This window comes from Methylobacterium sp. NPDC080182 (genome assembly GCF_050281105.1).
In the GTDB taxonomy this organism is placed as follows: Bacteria; Pseudomonadota; Alphaproteobacteria; order Rhizobiales; family Beijerinckiaceae; genus Methylobacterium.
The window spans coordinates 162,701-177,069 of record NZ_JBNNWO010000001.1 but is presented as its reverse complement, the minus strand read 5'-3'; the positions used below and the strand labels follow the sequence as shown (position 1 = coordinate 177,069).

Here is a 14,369-nt window from a genome sequence, read left to right as displayed (position 1 = left end):
TGCCGGTCCGTATCCGATCGGATACGTTCGACCGGTGACGACGATCCTGCTGTCCGACACCGTCCGGACTTGGCTCACGGGCCTGAAGGATCACCGCGCCGGGGCGCGCATCGCGGCACGTATCCGCAGCGCGGGGCTCGGCAATTTCGGGGATGCCGAACCGGTCGGGGCAGGTGTGTTCGAGATGCGGATCCCGTATGGCCCGGGCTTTCGCGTGTACTATGTCCGACGCGGCGAGGTAACGTACCTGCTCCTGTGCGGCGGCGATAAGTCCAGCCAGACCCGGGACATTCAGAGGGCCAAATCCATGGCCGCCTCTCTCGACGGAATCACCTGATGCGTTTCACACCGTTCGACGCCTCGGAATTCCTCGACAGTGAGGAGGCGATTGCCGAATACCTGGCGGCGGCGCTCGACGACCCCGACCCCGAGCTGTTCATCGCGGCCCTGGGCGATGTCGCGAAGGCACGCGGCATGGCGCAGATCGCCCGGGAAGCGGGTGTCGGTCGGGAGAGCCTCTACAAGGCGCTGACGCCGGGCTCGAAGCTCCGCTACGAGACGGTCCGCAAGATCATGGACGTGCTCGGCGTCAAGCTCACCGTATCGACGCGTTCCTCGTAGGCGCCGCAGCGCGCCGGAAACCGGAACACCCCCGTCGCGTGCCGCCGCCACCATCCGGTGAGCGCGACCTCGGTGACGGCGGCCCCGTCGTGGGCGTGGATCATCGCGCCGGCGCCGGTGGCGATGGCGCAGTGGCGGGCCGGCAGGTGGCGGCGGAAGGCGAAGAGCAGGACGTCGCCCGGCCGCGGCGCCAGGTCCGCCAGGGGTCCGGGCACCGGCACGAGGTGGCGGGCGGCCGCCTCGGTGAGCGGGTCGGTCCCGGGCGCGGCCGATTCCGCCCAGGTGCCGGAATAGGGCGGCGGCACCTCCGGCTCGGCGCCGTAGAGCCCGCGCCAGACCCCGCGCAGCAGGCCCAGGCAGTCGCAGCCCACGCCGCGCAGCGACGCCTGGTGGCGGTAGGGCGTGCCCAGCCAGAGCCGCGCCTCGCCGAGCGCCGCAACACCGATATCTCGGCCGATCTCGCGCCGCAGCGCGCTCATCGGTAGAGACTCCCGCCGTCGAGGATGGGGTCCGAGCCGGGGACCGCCCGCATGACCGCGTCGTTGCCGGGCATGTGCGGGAAGCCCTGGAAATTGACCGCGTTGGCGAAGCGGTCGCGGCAGGTGGCGAGGCGCTTGTCGCACCCGGCCGTCAGGCTGAACCCGTCGCCGGCGGCGACCGGCCGGGGCGGCACCGTCCAGAGCTCGATCAGCGGCCCGAGCTGGAGGCGCACGTCCGCCGCGAGCCCGGCATTGGCGCCCGTCGTCCAGGTCAGGCGCCCGCCGGTGAACAGGCCGTCCGCGAAGGACCCGGCGAGCGCCGCCGCGAGCGTGGCCGGCTCCGGGACGCCGCTCACCCGGCCGGCCTTCGTCCACGCGGCGCGGTCCACCCGGCATCGGGCATCGCCGAGATCGGCGCCGCAGGTCGCCCGGTAGGTGCGGCCCCGCTCGGCGCCGAGCCGGTGCGCGAGGCCGCGCAGCTCCGCCACGAAGGCGTCGCCGTCCCGGCGCACCTCGCCGATCGTGGCGAGGTCGAGGAGGAGCCGGGTCTCGGGGCTGCTCCAGTCGACCAGCCAGGTCTCCACGGCGGCGCCGTCGTAGAGGCCGCCGGCGATGTCCGCCTCGGTGAGCCCGAGGCCGCTGAGCGCTCCCGCCACGTCGCCGCCCGAGACCGCGAAGCCGAGCTCGGCACTGGCCTCGGCCGCCTCCAGCCCGGTGCGGGCGGCGTGGACGAGGCCCGCGACGGTCAGGTCGCGGTCGTGGTCAGTGAAGCCGAGGGCGAGCCCGTCCCGCCGCCGCAGGGACCAGCAGCGGCACAGGGTGGTCACCCCGCCGGCGAGATGGGCCGCGAAGGCCTCCGGGATGTCGCGCATGGCGTCACGCCTCCTCAGGGCACGATCTCGACGAGCGGCACCTTCGGGATCTCCCCGGCCGTGAAGGCAGCGAGGTCGATGGTCAGCGCGTCGGTGTCGAACCGGACCGGCACGTCGAAGGCGAAGCCCGCCGTCACGGCGGCGCCGGGCGGCGGGACGCGGCCCGCCGCGAAGGTGACGAGGCCGGTCGTCGGGTCGCACGCGAAGGCGCCGGGCTCGACCTCCCGGCCCGCCACCGCCACACGGACGCTGCCGGCCACCGGCTTGGCGATCCGGCGGCGATAGGGCGCGAAGCCGGACCCGTAGGTCTTGACCAGCGGGAAGGACGCGGTGGCGCCGTCGCCGGTGCCGAGCGGCTGGTCGAAGGGACCCGTCGGCCGGCCGGGCGGCCCGGAGCGGTCGTCGACCCGGTCGCGGAACCGGAATCCGTAGAGCCGCCCGCGCCGCTCCTCGAAGAAGGCCAGCACGGCGTGCAGGGCGTCGAGGCCGCGCATCCCGAACCCGGCCTCGTAGCGGCGGCGAGAATCGGCCCAGCGGCCGTTCCGGTGCTCCCGGCCCGAGGCCAGGGTCACGATCTCGGTGAGCCGCTGCGGACCCCCGCCGGCGCGCAGGGAAACGTCGAGTGGGAACAGCACCTCGTGGAAGTCGTCGGCCATGACGGGCCTCTCCGGTTCGGGTGGCGACAGGGCCGCGCCGGTCTTCCGGGGCGTCACCGTCATCGCGAGCGCAGCGACGCGACCCCGGGCAGCGCGACATCCGTAACCGTGGCGCTCCGGGATCGCTTCGCTCCGCCCGCGAGGACGGAGGCCGGGCCGCAGATCCCGCGCGGCGCCCGGGGAACGGGATCGCTGCCGGATCGGAGCAGCTGAAAAAAGTCTTCCGAGAGGCGCCGGAAAATCAAAAGCGCCGTTCATCGACACGGGACGGCAGGTGATCGAAGATCGCCGCACCGAAGCGGATGTTTTCCGAAGTCCTCTCAATCCGCACATCTCGGTTCACCGCGCGATCCGCACGACGCGGCGCCGTTCTGCCAGGGAAACCTTCCGATGAGCGCCACCCCCCAGCCCCTGCACGCATCCGCCCCCGCCCTCGACATCCGCCGCGTCGCCGGCCGCATCGGCGCGGAGATCCGCGGCGTCGCCCTCTCGGGAGACTTGGACGACGGGACGGTCGCGGCGATCCGGCAGGCGCTGAACACCCACAAGGTGGTGTTCTTCCGCGACCAGGACCTCGACGAGACCGGGCAGGAGGCCTTCGGCCGGCGCCTCGGCGACCTCGTCCCGCATCCGACCGTGCCCTCCCTCGCCGGCACGGCGGGAATCCTCGACATCGACGGCAGCCGGGGCGAGCGGGCGAGTTCCTGGCACACCGACGTGACCTTCGTGCCGGCCTACCCGGCGCTCTCGATCCTGCGGGCCGTGACGCTGCCGCCCCACGGCGGCGACACGCTCTGGGCCAACACGGCGGCGGCCTACGCGGACCTGCCCGAGCCCCTGCGCGACCTCGCCGACAAGCTCTGGGCGCTGCACTCGAACGTCTACGACTATGTCGGCGGCCGGGTGAACGTGTCGGAGGCCGGGCGGCGGCGCTACGACGAGGTGTTCACCAGGACCGTGTTCGAGACCGAGCACCCGCTGGTCCACGTCCACCCGGAGACCGGGGAGCGCTCGCTGATCGTCGGCCACTTCATCCAGCGGATTCTGGGCCTGACCACCGCGGATTCGCAGCACCTGCTGGCGATCTTCCACGACCACGCGACCCGGCCCGAGAACACCGTGCGCTGGTCGTGGCGGACGGGCGACGTGGCGATCTGGGACAACCGCGCCACGGTCCACCGGGCGGTGGACGATTACGGCGAGGCGCCCCGCGTGGTCCGCCGCGTGACGATCCAGGGCGTCGCGCCGGTGAGCGTCGACGGCCGCACCAGCCGGGCGCGGGAGACGGAGGCGCGCAGGGCGGCATGAGCTGTGGCCGCGCGCGCCTCAGGTCGCCCGCTGGCCGCGCGCCACCGCCCGGGCGAGGCTCGCGGTCACCTGCGCCTCGGAGCGGCGGAACGCCCCCGGATCGGGGGTCGCGATGTTGACCGTCACGGAGACCGGCCGCGCCGCGGCGCCGCCCGCGGCCACGCCGAGGCGGCCGTCCGGCCCGCGGCCGAGGGGGAGGATCGCCTCGGGGCCGGCCTCGCCCATGAGGCCGGCGCCGCCCGCCATGGGGAAGTAGGTCGGCGCGGCCACGACGCCGCCGGCGGCGAAGGGCTGGACGCGGCCGCCCCGGAACACGCCCCCGCGGGCGAAGCCCGTCTCCGCGCCGGAGCCCAGCATCGCGCCGATCAGGCCCGTGAGGCCCGCCTGAATCGGCCCGGCCGCCGCCCGCGCCGCCACGCCGGCGAGGCGCGCCCCGATGGTGCCGAGCACGCCGTCGAGGCTGCGGCCGGACGCGGCCCCGCGGGTCAGGGCGGTGTCGAGGCTGCGGCCGAAGCTCTGCGCCAGCCGGTCCAGGGTCTCGAGCTGCCGGATCCGGTCGTCGGACAGCGGGTCCCCCTGCGGGTCGGTCTCGGCCATGGCGGTGCCTCAGGGTGGGTCGGGATGCGCGGCGAGGAGCCGCGCGAAGGCGGCGCGGGACAGCGGCTCCGAGCCGGCGCGCCGGCCGAGCGCCGCGGCGAACTCCCGCGGCGTCGCCGACCAGAAATCGCGGGGCCGCCAGCCCAGCGCGCCGAGGCCGAGGGAGAGGGCGTCGTCCCAGGGGAAGCGGCCCGGGGCCGGACGCGGCGGCGGGGCCGCGTCCGGCCCTAGGGAGGGTTTGCCGGGCCCGGTGCCTCCCCGCCCGGCGCTTCCCCGAAGGCCGCCGCCAGGACGTCGCCCAGGGCGGCCGAGACGGCGTCGAGCCCGCCCGCCAGCGGCAGCCGCGCCACCGCCGCGTCGTCGAGGTCGTGGCCGCCGCCCCGCAGGGCGACTCCCAGGAGGGCGATCAGGTCGCGGGCCGAGACGCGCCCGCCGGCGAAGCGCGCGGCGAGGCCCGCGAGGTCGCCGGCCTGGAGCGCGGTCTCCAGCTCGGCGAGCGCGCCGAGGGTGAGGCAGAGCGTGTAGCGCCGCCCGCCGAGGGTGAGCGGCACCTCGCCGCGGATCCGGTTGGCCACGGCGCTCAGACCGCCGCGAAGGCGAGCGCGCCGCCGGATTCGAGGCTCATGTCGAAGGTGACCTCGCCGGCATGGTCGCCCCGGTACTCCAGGCTCGCGATCTGGAACGGCCCCTCCAGGATCCCGAAGGCCGGGATCACGATCTGGAACACCTCGACCGCGCCCTCGAAGAACAGCAGGCGCAGGCGCGCGTCCGAGGCCTGGTCGCGGAACACGCCCGAGCCGGCGATCGCGGCCCGCCGCACCCCGGCCCCGGCGAGCAGCTCGCGCCAGCGCCCGGCGGAATCGGCGTTGGTGACGTCGACGGTCTCGGCGTTGAGGGTGATCTGGCGGCTGCGCAGGCCCGCCACCGCCACGAAGCCGCCCGCACCGTCGCCGGCCCGGATCAGCAGGTCCTTGCCCTTCTGCGCGCCCATCGGCACCCTCCTCACATGTTCTCGGTGACGGCCTCGACCGTCAGGGTCGCCCTGGCCTCGCCGGTCCGGGCGTCGCGCCGGGTGCGGACGGCCCGCACCCGGAGGGTCACGAGCCGGCAGCCGGCCAGCGGCAGGACGAGGGGCGTCGGGGCGTCCCGGAGGAGCGCCGCCATGCGCGAAGCGGCGTCGAGGGCGGTACGCACCGAGCCCGCCTGGGCGATCACCGCGATCGCGTGGCTGTGCCGGTGGCGCTCGGCGCCGTCGACGGATTCGTCCGCGATCTCGGCGTCGCCGAACAGCGCGTAGACCGGGAGCGTGCCCCGCGGCGGCTCGTCGTAGAGCCGGACGCGTCCGCCCAGCAGGGCGGCCAGGGCGGCGTCGGCGGCGAAGCGGGCGATCAGGCCGGCGCGGAGCGCCAGGAGCGGGCCGGGATCGCTCACGACCGGCCCTCCCCGGGCAGTTCCTCGACGTGGCAGATCAGGTCGCGGCCCCGCGCGTCGGGCTCGGCGACGGCGCGGATCGCGAAGCGGCGCGGCCCGGCGGCGAGCCGCATGGTCGGGTCGAGCGCGGCTCGGCCCCGCAGGGTGACGCGGTAGGCGGGCCGCGTGTCGGTGCGGCCGCCGGCCGTTCGGTCGGCGAGTCCCGCCGGGGCGATCGCGCCCCACAGGACCGGGCCGGCCACGTAACGGCGCAGCACGCCCCCGAACCCGTCGGGCTCCTCCAGGGGCCGCTCGAGCACGAAGCGGCGCCGCCGCGCGCCGAGGGGCGGGCGTTGGAACGAGGTCGCCATCGGGGCAGCTCCGGGTGCGAGGATCACAGCCGCAGGCGCCGGAACGGCGCGCCGAGCGCGGCGGCGTCGGTGCGGGCGGCGTCGGGCTCGTCGCCGCGACGCTCGTAGCGGGCGGCGGCGAGGCGCAGGATCGCGAGGCGCAGGGGCTCGGGGAGCGGCGGCCCGTCGCCGCCGTACCCGGCCGCGACCTCGATCAGGATGGTGCGGCCGGCGGGATCCGGCGCGGCCGGATCCACCTGCAGGGACGGTGCCCCGTCCGGGTCGGGGCCGAGGCGCACCAGCCCGGCGTCGAGGTCGGTGACGCCTCCGGACGGGTCCGCGAGGCCGGCGCGGAGGATCGCGACCAGCGGGCTCAGGGGCAGCGGCACCTGCCCGTCCGGCGGCCAGGCCGTCAGGGCGATCCGGTACCGGACCGGGACCAGGATCCGCCGGGTCTCGATCTCCAGGCTCGCGCGGGCCGCCGCGATCAGGGCCTGGAGCAGGCCGTCCTCGTCGGCGCCCGCGTCGGAGTCGACGCGCAGGTAGGCGCGCAGGTCGGGCACGCCCACCGGCTCGACGGCGGCGGCGGCGATGCGTAACGGGATCATCGCGCGTCTCTCTGCAGGTGGTCCGATGCCGATCCCGAAGTGCCACCCGGCGGCCCGCGCCGCGCGGGTAGCGACCGTCACGGCGATCCTGATGGCGATCCCGGCGCTCGCGGCCGTCCCGGCGCGGGCGGTGGTCGGCGGCACCGAGGCGCCGGCCGGCGGGGCCGTGATGATCCTGTCGTCGAAGGGCGGCGTCTGCACCGGCGTGGTGCTCGCCCCCGACACGATGCTGACCGCCGGCCACTGCCTCGCCGACGCCAAGGAGCACCGCGTCCATTTCCGCGACGCCGCCGGTGCGCCGGTGCTCGTCGACGTCACCGCCCAGGCGGTCCATCCGGGCTACGACGCCGGCGCGGCCGCTTCCCGGCGGCGCTCCGTCGATCTCGCGCTGCTGCGCACCGAGACGCCGCTGCCGCCGCGCTTCGCGCCCGTGACCCTGAGCGCCGCCCCGGCGCGGGCGGGCGAGACCCTGACCCTGTCGGGCTACGGCGCGGCCAAGCCCGGCGACCCGCGCTCCACCGGCACCTACCGCAGCCTCGGCCTGCCGGTGATCGAGCCCTACGGGCCGAGCCGCATCCTGGTCTGGCTGAAAGGCGCGGGCGGCGGCGCCTGCCAGGGCGATTCCGGCGGCCCGATCGCGGGACCGGACGGGGCGGTGCTGGCCCTGTCGGCCTGGATCGGGGGCGCCTGCGGCGGCCTCACCCAGGGCGTCCTGGTGGGGCCGCAACGGGGCTGGATCGACCGCGTGCTCGACGGCTGGGACCGGACGGCGCGCTGGGCGCAGTAGCGGCGCGGCGCCGCGTGCGCAGGGAACCTCAGCTTGGCCGGGCTATTGCCTTGCTCTAGGCTCACTCGATCTGGGGCCCCTCGCCCCAGGCTCCCTCGGCGCCGCCTCCGGCGTCCCCCACCCGCGCCCGCGCGCGCCCGGAGTTCCCGATGTCCCCTCGCCCGATCCGGAAGGCCGGCCCCCGCGAGCGCAGCCTGCGCGGCGGCCTGTGGGGCGGGCTCCTGGGCCTGTCGCTGCTCGGCGCCCTCGGCGGCCTGCTGCCCACGCCCGCCGCGGCGGTGATCAACGGCACGACGACGCGGGACCCGAACGGGGCGCGCAGCTTCGTGGTGCGGATCGAGAGCACCGAGGGCGAGATCTGCTCGGGGACCCTGATCGCCCCGGACCTCGTGCTGAGCGCGGCCCACTGCGTGATGCGGCCGGCCGGCTACACGGTGATCAGCGTCGACCGGAACTTCCGCCAGCACCGGACCGCGGTGATCACCGCCTCCATGCACCCCGACTTCGTGCCCGGGACGACCCCCGAGGACCAGCCCGGCGTCGACCTGGCGCTGCTCAAGCTCGAGCGCCCGCTCGGCGACGACTACGTGCCCCTCGATCCCCGGGGCGCGGGCTCGATCACCGACGGGCAGCCCGTGGACATCGCGGGCTTCGGCGTGGTGGCCGAGAACCGGCGGAACTCGGCGCGCATCCTGCGGCTCGCCCACCTCGTGTCGATCGGCTCGCTCCAGGTCGCCAACAGGGTCACCGTCGTCACCGATCGGCGGCGCATGGCCGAGACCTCGGGCGCCGGCGCCTGCCTGGGCGATTCCGGCGGCCCGATCCTGACCGGCGGCCCCGGCGGCTACCGGATCGTCGGCGTGGTGAGCTGGTCGAGCGGCGCCCTGCAGCAGGGCGCGCGCCGGACCGCCTGCGGCGGCTTCACCGCCGTGACCCCGGTGGCCGAGCATGCCGGCTGGATCGCCGCGCGCACGGCGGAACTGTCGCGCATCCAGGTCGGCGACGCCCTGCCCCGCGGCAACCGGTCCGACTGGATGGCCCGCCCAGGCCGCCGCCGCTGAGGGGCCTGACCGCGGCCCGACCGCGGCAAAGCCGCTGCCCGCCCTCGGATCCTTCGCGCCTGCGGGAACCCGGAGGCCGATCGGCACTTTTCGCATCCGAACCTTCCCGGCTCACGGAGCGAGAGCATGGCCGACACCGGCACCAGCAACACCCCGCGGACGCACAAGACCCGCAACAACACCGACTCGAACGCCAAGAAGGTCTCGATCGAGGCGCTCAACGCCCGGCTCGCGGACGGCATCGACCTCGCGCTGGCGATCAAGCAGGCCCACTGGAACCTTAAGGGGCCGCAGTTCATCGGCGTCCACGAGATGCTCGACGGGTTCCGCACCCAGCTCGACGAGCTGAACGACAGCGTCGCCGAGCGCGCGGTCCAGCTCGGCGCCACGGCCTTCGGCTCGACCCAGGCGGTCGCCGAGCGCACCAAGCTGCCGGCCTACCCGACCGGCATCTACGCCATCGCCGACCACATCGCCGCGCTGATCGACAGCTACGCCGCCTACGCCAACGCGGTCCGGCAGAACATCGACGAGACCGACGAGGCGGGCGACCCCGACACGGCCGACCTGTTCACCGAGATCTCGCGGGCGGTCGACAAGCACCTCTGGTTCCTCGAGGCGCACGTGCAGGAGCCGACCGGCACCCTGCGCGACGGCAACGCGGGCCGCTGAGCGCGGCGCCCCGCCTTCGGGCGGGGCGCGACCCGACGCGATCGGGGATACGAAAATGCCCGGCCGCGAGGCCGGGCTCAGTGGGGTCCCTTTGCACGGGGACATCAGAACCGGGAAGCTTTGGAGAGCGAACCGGTCCCGATCGGGGATCAGAAGTCGCGCTGGACGCGGAAGCGGAAGGTGGAGACGCTGTCCGCTGTCGTGGTCCGCGGCACGAAGGTGCCGTTGTTGATGCCGGCGACGTTCGCGTAGGCCGTCGGGCTCTTGTCGCGGTCGATCACGCGGCCGTTCTTGACGCCGATCTGGGTGTAGAAGCCCTCGACACCGATATCGAGGTCCTTGACCGGCGACCAGATGATGCTGCCGCCCGCCACGAACTGGTAGGTGTCGCGCAGCGCCTCGCTGAGCTGGTAGAACCGGCTGCCCGGCACGCCGACGCCGTTCACGCCGAAGGAGTTGGCACCGGCCGGATTGGACAGCGCGAAGGCCGCGCCCTGGGCCAGACGGGCGCCGCTGCTGTAGCTCATCTCACCGTACGACCCGAAGAAGGCCGAGCGCCACTCCGGCGTCCAGTAGTGGAGGTACGAGGCCGTCGCGGTGAAGCTGGTCGACTGCTCCAGCTGACCCGTGAACGGGTTGAGCGTCGCGTCGTTGAAGTACTGCGCGAACTTCTGGCCCTGGATGGTCGTCGGGTTCTGCGAGTAGCAGCCGCTGAACGCGCAGTAGCCGGTGTACATCTGCGAGCCGGAGCCGTAGGCGCCCTGCAGGTAGAGGGCGTCGCCCGGCGCGATGAACGGCGTGTTGATCTTCAGGCCGCCCTGCACCGCCCAGCCGTACGAGTTGCTGGTGTGGGGGATGCTGATGTTCGAGCCGGTGCCGGTGCCGGCGCCGTTGGCCACGTTGCCGACGTTCAGCTCGTGGACGGCCGCCGACAGCTGCGCCGAACCCCAGGCCTGGTCGAGGCGCAGGGCGCCGACGACGTCGGGCATGCGCGAGCGCTGGATCACGTCGACGAAGCTGTACCGGGTCGGCACGCCGTTGGTGTAGCCGATGAACACCTCGGCCGGAGCGTTCGTCTGAGCGAAATTGACGATGTTGGAGTTGTTCGTCACGCCGGCCGGATTGTTGGTCTGCGAGAAGATCGGGCTGCGGCGGAAGACCGGGTCTTCCGCCGAGATCGTGGCGGACAGGCCGTTGCCGAGCGTGGCCGTGTAGGCGAGCAGGTTGGTCGAGGCGATGTCGGAGCCGAGCGTGGCGCCGGCGAACTCGAAGTCGTGGGCGTAGAAGTCGAAGAACGACGAGGCGCGACCGGCGGTCATGCCGGCGAACTGGATGAAGGCCTTGTCGACGTTCACGAACTGCGAGGCGCGGCCGAACTGGTCGATGCCGAGAGCCGGGAAGGCCTGGCCGATGCGCTGCTGGGTGCCCGACTGGCCGACGCCGGAATAGCCGGTGCGGGATCCGGCATCGAGGCGCACGAAGGCGCGCAGGGTGCCGTAGGCGGTCTGGGTGCGGGCATCGAGGTTGATGCGCATCCGGCCCTGGTAGCCCGACGTATCACCGACGTTCGAGCCGTTCTGCCGCGAGTAGCTGGTCATGTAGCCGCCCTCGAACCGGGCGCGGCCGGAGAGACGTAGGCAAGTGTCGGTGCCGGGGATGTAGAAGAAGCCGGCGCCGTACGCGCCGCAGACGCGGACGTACTCGATCGGGACAGCCTTCTTGACCGGCAGATCAGCCGCCTGCGCTGCGCTCGCCGCGGACAGAGCCGCGGCGGAACAGAGGAGCGTGTGCTTCAAGATCCTCATCGATTTCCCCAAAACGTCGAGACCCATATTGGAGACAGCATTCAGCCACGCAGGCCGCGCTGCTATTATTTGTTTCGGCCGAATTGATTCGTCTTGCCGATGAGCTCTGGTTCTTTCGAGCTCTTGTTCGAATAAGTTCCCGCAAATGGCCGCAGCCATCAATCCCAAATCGGAACGGCCACCCGTGCCGATGTATTCGGTGGCCACGCGGCCACATAAAAATGATCTTGTTTGTCCGACGGAAACAGACACAGCACGAGCGTTTCGGCTGGAAAGCGTACTAACAGACCATGTTTCTAGCAGAAACACTGTACTTCCCTGACAGATCGTATTGATCTACCGGAAACGAAGGGGTATTCGGCCGTCGAGCCCTCACGGGCCGGCTCGGACGCGGATCCGATCGCCCTGCAGGATGGCGCCGCGCCGGGCGGTGCGCGGGCCCCGCAGCGACGGACGTCTGCCGACGGGACCGGACCCGGACGGCTCGGTATCGAGAGGCGGAGCCGGGGTCCCGGTCCCCTCTCACCCCATCGGGTCGACCGGCACGGCCGGTCGGCCCTAGGCGAGCCGCCCATGCGCAGCGCTTCGTTTCATCCCGTCCCACGCCCGAGTCGTCCGCGTACCGTTTCAGCGTTTCCATGATTTCCGCGCGTCCGCCCGAGCGGATCCGCGTCATGCAGCCCTTGAAATTGTGAGACGTCAGTGGAAATCGATCTTGAGACATATTATCAGGCGGCCAGAACCGGCAGTCTGGCCTGTATTCGCTCGCTCGACCCGATCTACGGCGAGCGCTTCTTCTTCCTGCGCGTCCGCGAGGTGCGGAACGGCCGCATCGCCACCGCGCGCGGGATCTTCTGGGCGGTCAACGGCGAGAAATGCGATCCGGGCTGGGGCGGGGACGCGCACGCGCTGGTCGTCCCGACCCTGGCGCTCCTCGAGATGATCGAGCCGAACCTGGAGCGGATGGCGCAGTTCGGCGTCGACCGGCGGTTCGAGATCGCCGTGGCGCGGGCCGTGCTGGAGGGCCGCCTCACCGAGATGCCGGAGATGCCGCAGCCGCCGGTTCCGACCCTCAAGGAGGCGCAGGCCGAGCTGCAGGCCGCGATGGCCTACTGGGAGGCCGTGGACGTCCGCGAGGCGAAGCCCGGCACCTCGGTGCGGATCCGCCGGGAGGCCAGCGAGCGGCTGGTCACCGCCCGCACCAATCTCGAGCGGGCCAAGCAGCAGGCCGGGCGGCTCGCGAGCTGCGGCGACCGCGCGGGCTGCCCCGGCTAGGGTCGCCGCCGCGCGTCAGGAGAACTTCAGGAGCTTGAGCGCGTCGAAATCCTGCACCCCGCCGCCGACGCGCTTGGTGGTGTAGAACAGCACGTAGGGCTTGGCCGAGTACGGGTCGCGCAGCACCCGCATCCCGGTCCGGTCGACCACGAGGTAGCCCCGGCGGAAGTCGCCGAAGGCCACCGACAGGCTGTCCTTGGCGAGGTCCGGCATCGCCTCGGCCTCGGTGACCGGGAAGCCGACCAGCGTCGCGGACCGGCCGGCGGCGAGGGGCGGCTGCCAGAGATAGTTGCCCTCCGAATCCTTGAACTTGCGGATCGTGCTCTGGGTGCGCCGGTTCATGACGAAGCCGGCATTCTGCCGGTAGGCCGCCCGCAGCCCGTAGATCAGGTCGAACAGCGCGTCCCCTGGGCTCGCCGACGGGAAGGCCCCGGCCGTCCCGGTGGCGACCGTGCCGATCTTGCCCGGCACCCAGGCGGCGTTGGCGACCGTGTCGTAGCTCAGGAAGCCCCGCGGGCGGCTCGCGCCGTTGCCGGACACGAAGGCGACGCCCTCCTGCTCGGCGAAGGCCGTCTCCACCTCGGCCGAGAGCCACGCGTCGAGATCGACCACGGAATCGTCGAGGAGCGTCTGGGTGGCGGCCGGCATCGCGTAGAGCTCCATCGCGGGGAACGCGATCTCCGACAGGGCCGGCGCGGCGGTCTCGGGGCGCGGCGCGGTCTCGGCGGCCCAGCCGGTGACCGGCGCGCCCACCGAGACGGCGCGCTTGTACTGGGCGCCCGAGATCGGCTGCACGCTGGCGATCGACCGGATCGGCGAGACCTGCCCGAGGCGCGCGAGCACGGTCCGCTCGATCGTGTCGGGGACGAGGTAGCCGCCGTCGGGCCCGGAGCCGGCCGAGAGCGCCTTGGCCTCCAGGCGCTTGAGCCCGGCGCTCTCGCCCGCCCGGACGTAGAGGTCGAAGGCGGCCTTGTGCTCGTGCGCGGCCCCCGTCTCCCGGACGTCCGGCTGCCCGAGGGGCGGCCGGGCCCGCTCCAGGGCGATGCGGTCGAGCCGGGTGCGGGCGGCGTCGAGGGCCGCGTCGATCCGGGCGAGCTTCTCCTCGGTGAGCACGTCGACGCCGAGGCGGCCCTCGATCCGGTCGATCCGCGCGTCGTTCGTCTCCTTGAAGGCCGCGAAGGCGGCGGCGAGCTCGTCCAGGGCGGAGCGGACCGGGCCGCCGTCGGAATGGGCGGCCTTGTTCTCCAGCGGCGGCAGGCCGCCCAGCGGGGCGGGATCGGCGATCGGGGTCTGGGCGTCCATGATGGGCCTCGTCGGGGGTGGAAGTCAGGACCGCGCGGCCGGCAGCGGCCGAGCGGCAGGTCTCGCGGCGGGTCCGAGGGCGCCCGGCGGCGCGATCAGGCCGGCGAGGCCGCGGATCGCGTCGGCCTCCGGGTCCGGAGCCGGGATCGACGCGGGGCTCGCCCTGGCCCCCGGCTGCAGCGGGAAGGTCACGAGCGAGATCTCCCAGAGATCGACCTGCTGGAGCCGGCGCTCGCCGCCGGCGCCCTTCCGGGCGCGCAGCGTGCGGAAGCCGATCGAGAGCCCGTCGAGGCCGCCGCCGCGCATCAGGGCGTCGACCTCGCGGGCGCGCTGCACCGCGAGGTTGAGCGCGCCCTCCGCGAACAGGCCGCGGCCATCCTCGCGCAGGGCGAGCCAGCGGCCGATCGGCTCGGCGGGGTCGTGCTGGAACAGGAGTCGCACGCCCGCGGCCCCGCGGCGGGCGAGGCTCGCCGCGAAGGCGCCCGGCACCACCACGTCGCGGCCGAGATCGGGCACGCCGAACAGGCTGGCATAGCCGGAGAAGTGGCCGTCCATGGGGGGATCCT

General features: G+C 73.6%; 19 protein-coding genes and 1 pseudogene. 7 read left to right on the top strand and 13 right to left on the bottom strand.

Going from position 1 to position 14,369, the window contains the following annotated elements; genetic code table 11:
- The first annotated feature begins 34 nt into the window (after positions 1-34).
- Positions 35-337 (top strand): type II toxin-antitoxin system RelE/ParE family toxin, encoded by a 303-nt coding sequence (locus tag ACQKQD_RS00910; RefSeq protein ID WP_427507246.1) that lies wholly within the window; start codon positions 35-37, stop codon positions 335-337.
- The gene (locus tag ACQKQD_RS00905; RefSeq protein WP_056527585.1) at positions 337-621 is read left to right on the top strand and encodes an addiction module antidote protein; all 285 of its coding nucleotides are present in this window, start codon (positions 337-339) and stop codon (positions 619-621) included. Before ACQKQD_RS00910 ends, ACQKQD_RS00905 begins: the two co-directional genes overlap by 1 nt.
- Here the strand turns inward: ACQKQD_RS00905 and ACQKQD_RS00900 are convergent.
- Genes ACQKQD_RS00900 through ACQKQD_RS00890 form a run of 3 tightly spaced genes read right to left on the bottom strand, consistent with a single transcriptional unit; the run spans position 552 to position 2,628 of the window.
- The gene (locus ACQKQD_RS00900; RefSeq protein WP_427507245.1) at positions 552-1,100 is read right to left on the bottom strand and encodes an NlpC/P60 family protein; all 549 of its coding nucleotides are present in this window, start codon (positions 1,098-1,100) and stop codon (positions 552-554) included. The two genes, ACQKQD_RS00905 and ACQKQD_RS00900, sit on opposite strands and share 70 nt — an antisense overlap.
- Entirely contained in the window at positions 1,097-1,972 is an 876-nt protein-coding gene (locus ACQKQD_RS00895) for a DUF2163 domain-containing protein (RefSeq protein WP_427507244.1), read from the bottom strand. The genes ACQKQD_RS00900 and ACQKQD_RS00895 overlap by 4 nt, the downstream gene beginning before the upstream one ends.
- A 14-nt stretch (positions 1,973-1,986) precedes the next feature.
- Positions 1,987-2,628 carry a phage distal tail protein, Rcc01695 family gene (locus ACQKQD_RS00890; RefSeq protein ID WP_427507243.1) on the bottom strand — a complete coding sequence of 214 codons (642 nt, stop codon included), beginning with the start codon at positions 2,626-2,628 and terminating at the stop codon, positions 1,987-1,989.
- 390 nt (positions 2,629-3,018) lie between these two features.
- On the opposite strand from ACQKQD_RS00890, the gene ACQKQD_RS00885 reads away from it, so the two are divergent.
- Positions 3,019-3,936 carry a TauD/TfdA dioxygenase family protein gene (locus ACQKQD_RS00885; RefSeq protein ID WP_427507242.1) on the top strand — a complete coding sequence of 306 codons (918 nt, stop codon included), beginning with the start codon at positions 3,019-3,021 and terminating at the stop codon, positions 3,934-3,936.
- A gap of 18 nt (positions 3,937-3,954) precedes the next feature.
- Here ACQKQD_RS00885 and ACQKQD_RS00880 read toward each other — a convergent pair whose 3' ends face one another.
- From ACQKQD_RS00880 to ACQKQD_RS00850, 7 genes and pseudogenes are all read right to left on the bottom strand, one after another.
- The gene (locus ACQKQD_RS00880) at positions 3,955-4,533 is read right to left on the bottom strand and encodes a phage tail tape measure protein (RefSeq protein ID WP_100250518.1); all 579 of its coding nucleotides are present in this window, start codon (positions 4,531-4,533) and stop codon (positions 3,955-3,957) included.
- Between the two features lie 9 nt (positions 4,534-4,542).
- A pseudogene (locus tag ACQKQD_RS00875) lies at positions 4,543-4,707 on the bottom strand (phage tail assembly chaperone); the annotation flags it as partial.
- Positions 4,708-4,760: 53 nt separating this feature from the next.
- Entirely contained in the window at positions 4,761-5,108 is a 348-nt protein-coding gene (locus ACQKQD_RS00870) for a gene transfer agent family protein (protein WP_056527568.1), read from the bottom strand.
- 5 nt (positions 5,109-5,113) lie between these two features.
- The gene (locus ACQKQD_RS00865; protein WP_020090917.1) at positions 5,114-5,524 is read right to left on the bottom strand and encodes a phage major tail protein, TP901-1 family; all 411 of its coding nucleotides are present in this window, start codon (positions 5,522-5,524) and stop codon (positions 5,114-5,116) included.
- An 11-nt stretch (positions 5,525-5,535) separates the two neighbouring features.
- Positions 5,536-5,964, bottom strand: a complete 429-nt coding sequence (locus ACQKQD_RS00860) for a DUF3168 domain-containing protein (RefSeq protein WP_427507241.1) — start codon at positions 5,962-5,964, stop codon at positions 5,536-5,538.
- On the bottom strand, positions 5,961-6,314 hold the full coding sequence (locus tag ACQKQD_RS00855; protein ID WP_091926462.1) for a head-tail adaptor protein: 354 nt from the start codon (positions 6,312-6,314) through the stop codon (positions 5,961-5,963). The genes ACQKQD_RS00860 and ACQKQD_RS00855 overlap by 4 nt, the downstream gene beginning before the upstream one ends.
- A gap of 23 nt (positions 6,315-6,337) precedes the next feature.
- Positions 6,338-6,901 (bottom strand): head-tail connector protein, encoded by a 564-nt coding sequence (locus tag ACQKQD_RS00850; RefSeq protein WP_427507240.1) that lies wholly within the window; start codon positions 6,899-6,901, stop codon positions 6,338-6,340.
- A gap of 25 nt (positions 6,902-6,926) precedes the next feature.
- Between ACQKQD_RS00850 and ACQKQD_RS00845 the strand changes: the two genes are divergently transcribed.
- The 3 genes from ACQKQD_RS00845 (at position 6,927) to dps (ending at position 9,421) form a co-directional block, all read left to right on the top strand.
- On the top strand, positions 6,927-7,688 hold the full coding sequence (locus tag ACQKQD_RS00845; protein ID WP_427507239.1) for a S1 family peptidase: 762 nt from the start codon (positions 6,927-6,929) through the stop codon (positions 7,686-7,688).
- A gap of 149 nt (positions 7,689-7,837) precedes the next feature.
- On the top strand, positions 7,838-8,749 hold the full coding sequence (locus ACQKQD_RS00840; protein ID WP_427507238.1) for a S1 family peptidase: 912 nt from the start codon (positions 7,838-7,840) through the stop codon (positions 8,747-8,749).
- A 126-nt stretch (positions 8,750-8,875) separates the two neighbouring features.
- Positions 8,876-9,421, top strand: coding sequence for a DNA starvation/stationary phase protection protein Dps (gene dps / locus ACQKQD_RS00835; protein ID WP_012321876.1), 546 nt, complete (start codon positions 8,876-8,878; stop codon positions 9,419-9,421).
- A gap of 149 nt (positions 9,422-9,570) precedes the next feature.
- On the opposite strand, the gene ACQKQD_RS00830 is transcribed toward dps, so the two are convergent.
- A complete protein-coding gene (locus tag ACQKQD_RS00830; RefSeq protein ID WP_427507237.1) occupies positions 9,571-11,226 on the bottom strand; it encodes a porin in 1,656 nt (551 codons plus the stop codon).
- A gap of 702 nt (positions 11,227-11,928) precedes the next feature.
- On the opposite strand from ACQKQD_RS00830, the gene ACQKQD_RS00825 reads away from it, so the two are divergent.
- Positions 11,929-12,501 (top strand): hypothetical protein, encoded by a 573-nt coding sequence (locus ACQKQD_RS00825; RefSeq protein ID WP_056532261.1) that lies wholly within the window; start codon positions 11,929-11,931, stop codon positions 12,499-12,501.
- 15 nt (positions 12,502-12,516) lie between these two features.
- Here the strand turns inward: ACQKQD_RS00825 and ACQKQD_RS00820 are convergent, their stop codons facing one another.
- Entirely contained in the window at positions 12,517-13,803 is a 1,287-nt protein-coding gene (locus tag ACQKQD_RS00820) for a phage major capsid protein (protein ID WP_020090925.1), read from the bottom strand.
- Positions 13,804-13,827: 24 nt separating this feature from the next.
- Complete coding sequence (locus ACQKQD_RS00815; protein ID WP_100251613.1) at positions 13,828-14,358, bottom strand: HK97 family phage prohead protease; 531 nt, start codon at positions 14,356-14,358, stop codon at positions 13,828-13,830.
- Positions 14,359-14,369 lie beyond the last annotated feature (11 nt).

Bases quoted from the DNA above. Each gene is read 5' to 3' on its own strand.
- ACQKQD_RS00905 (WP_056527585.1), top strand. From the start codon at position 337: ATGCGTTTCACACCGTTCGACGCCTCGGAATTCCTCGACAGTGAGGAG.
- ACQKQD_RS00900 (WP_427507245.1), bottom strand. From the start codon at position 1,100: ATGAGCGCGCTGCGGCGCGAGATCGGCCGAGATATCGGTGTTGCGGCG.
- ACQKQD_RS00895 (WP_427507244.1), bottom strand. From the start codon at position 1,972: ATGCGCGACATCCCGGAGGCCTTCGCGGCCCATCTCGCCGGCGGGGTG.
- ACQKQD_RS00890 (WP_427507243.1), bottom strand. From the start codon at position 2,628: ATGGCCGACGACTTCCACGAGGTGCTGTTCCCACTCGACGTTTCCCTG.
- ACQKQD_RS00885 (WP_427507242.1), top strand. From the start codon at position 3,019: ATGAGCGCCACCCCCCAGCCCCTGCACGCATCCGCCCCCGCCCTCGAC.
- ACQKQD_RS00880 (WP_100250518.1), bottom strand. From the start codon at position 4,533: ATGGCCGAGACCGACCCGCAGGGGGACCCGCTGTCCGACGACCGGATC.
- ACQKQD_RS00865 (WP_020090917.1), bottom strand. From the start codon at position 5,524: ATGGGCGCGCAGAAGGGCAAGGACCTGCTGATCCGGGCCGGCGACGGT.
- ACQKQD_RS00855 (WP_091926462.1), bottom strand. From the start codon at position 6,314: ATGGCGACCTCGTTCCAACGCCCGCCCCTCGGCGCGCGGCGGCGCCGC.
- ACQKQD_RS00850 (WP_427507240.1), bottom strand. From the start codon at position 6,901: ATGATCCCGTTACGCATCGCCGCCGCCGCCGTCGAGCCGGTGGGCGTG.
- ACQKQD_RS00845 (WP_427507239.1), top strand. From the start codon at position 6,927: ATGCCGATCCCGAAGTGCCACCCGGCGGCCCGCGCCGCGCGGGTAGCG.
- ACQKQD_RS00840 (WP_427507238.1), top strand. From the start codon at position 7,838: ATGTCCCCTCGCCCGATCCGGAAGGCCGGCCCCCGCGAGCGCAGCCTG.
- dps (WP_012321876.1), top strand. From the start codon at position 8,876: ATGGCCGACACCGGCACCAGCAACACCCCGCGGACGCACAAGACCCGC.
- ACQKQD_RS00830 (WP_427507237.1), bottom strand. From the start codon at position 11,226: ATGAGGATCTTGAAGCACACGCTCCTCTGTTCCGCCGCGGCTCTGTCC.
- ACQKQD_RS00820 (WP_020090925.1), bottom strand. From the start codon at position 13,803: ATGGACGCCCAGACCCCGATCGCCGATCCCGCCCCGCTGGGCGGCCTG.
- ACQKQD_RS00815 (WP_100251613.1), bottom strand. From the start codon at position 14,358: ATGGACGGCCACTTCTCCGGCTATGCCAGCCTGTTCGGCGTGCCCGAT.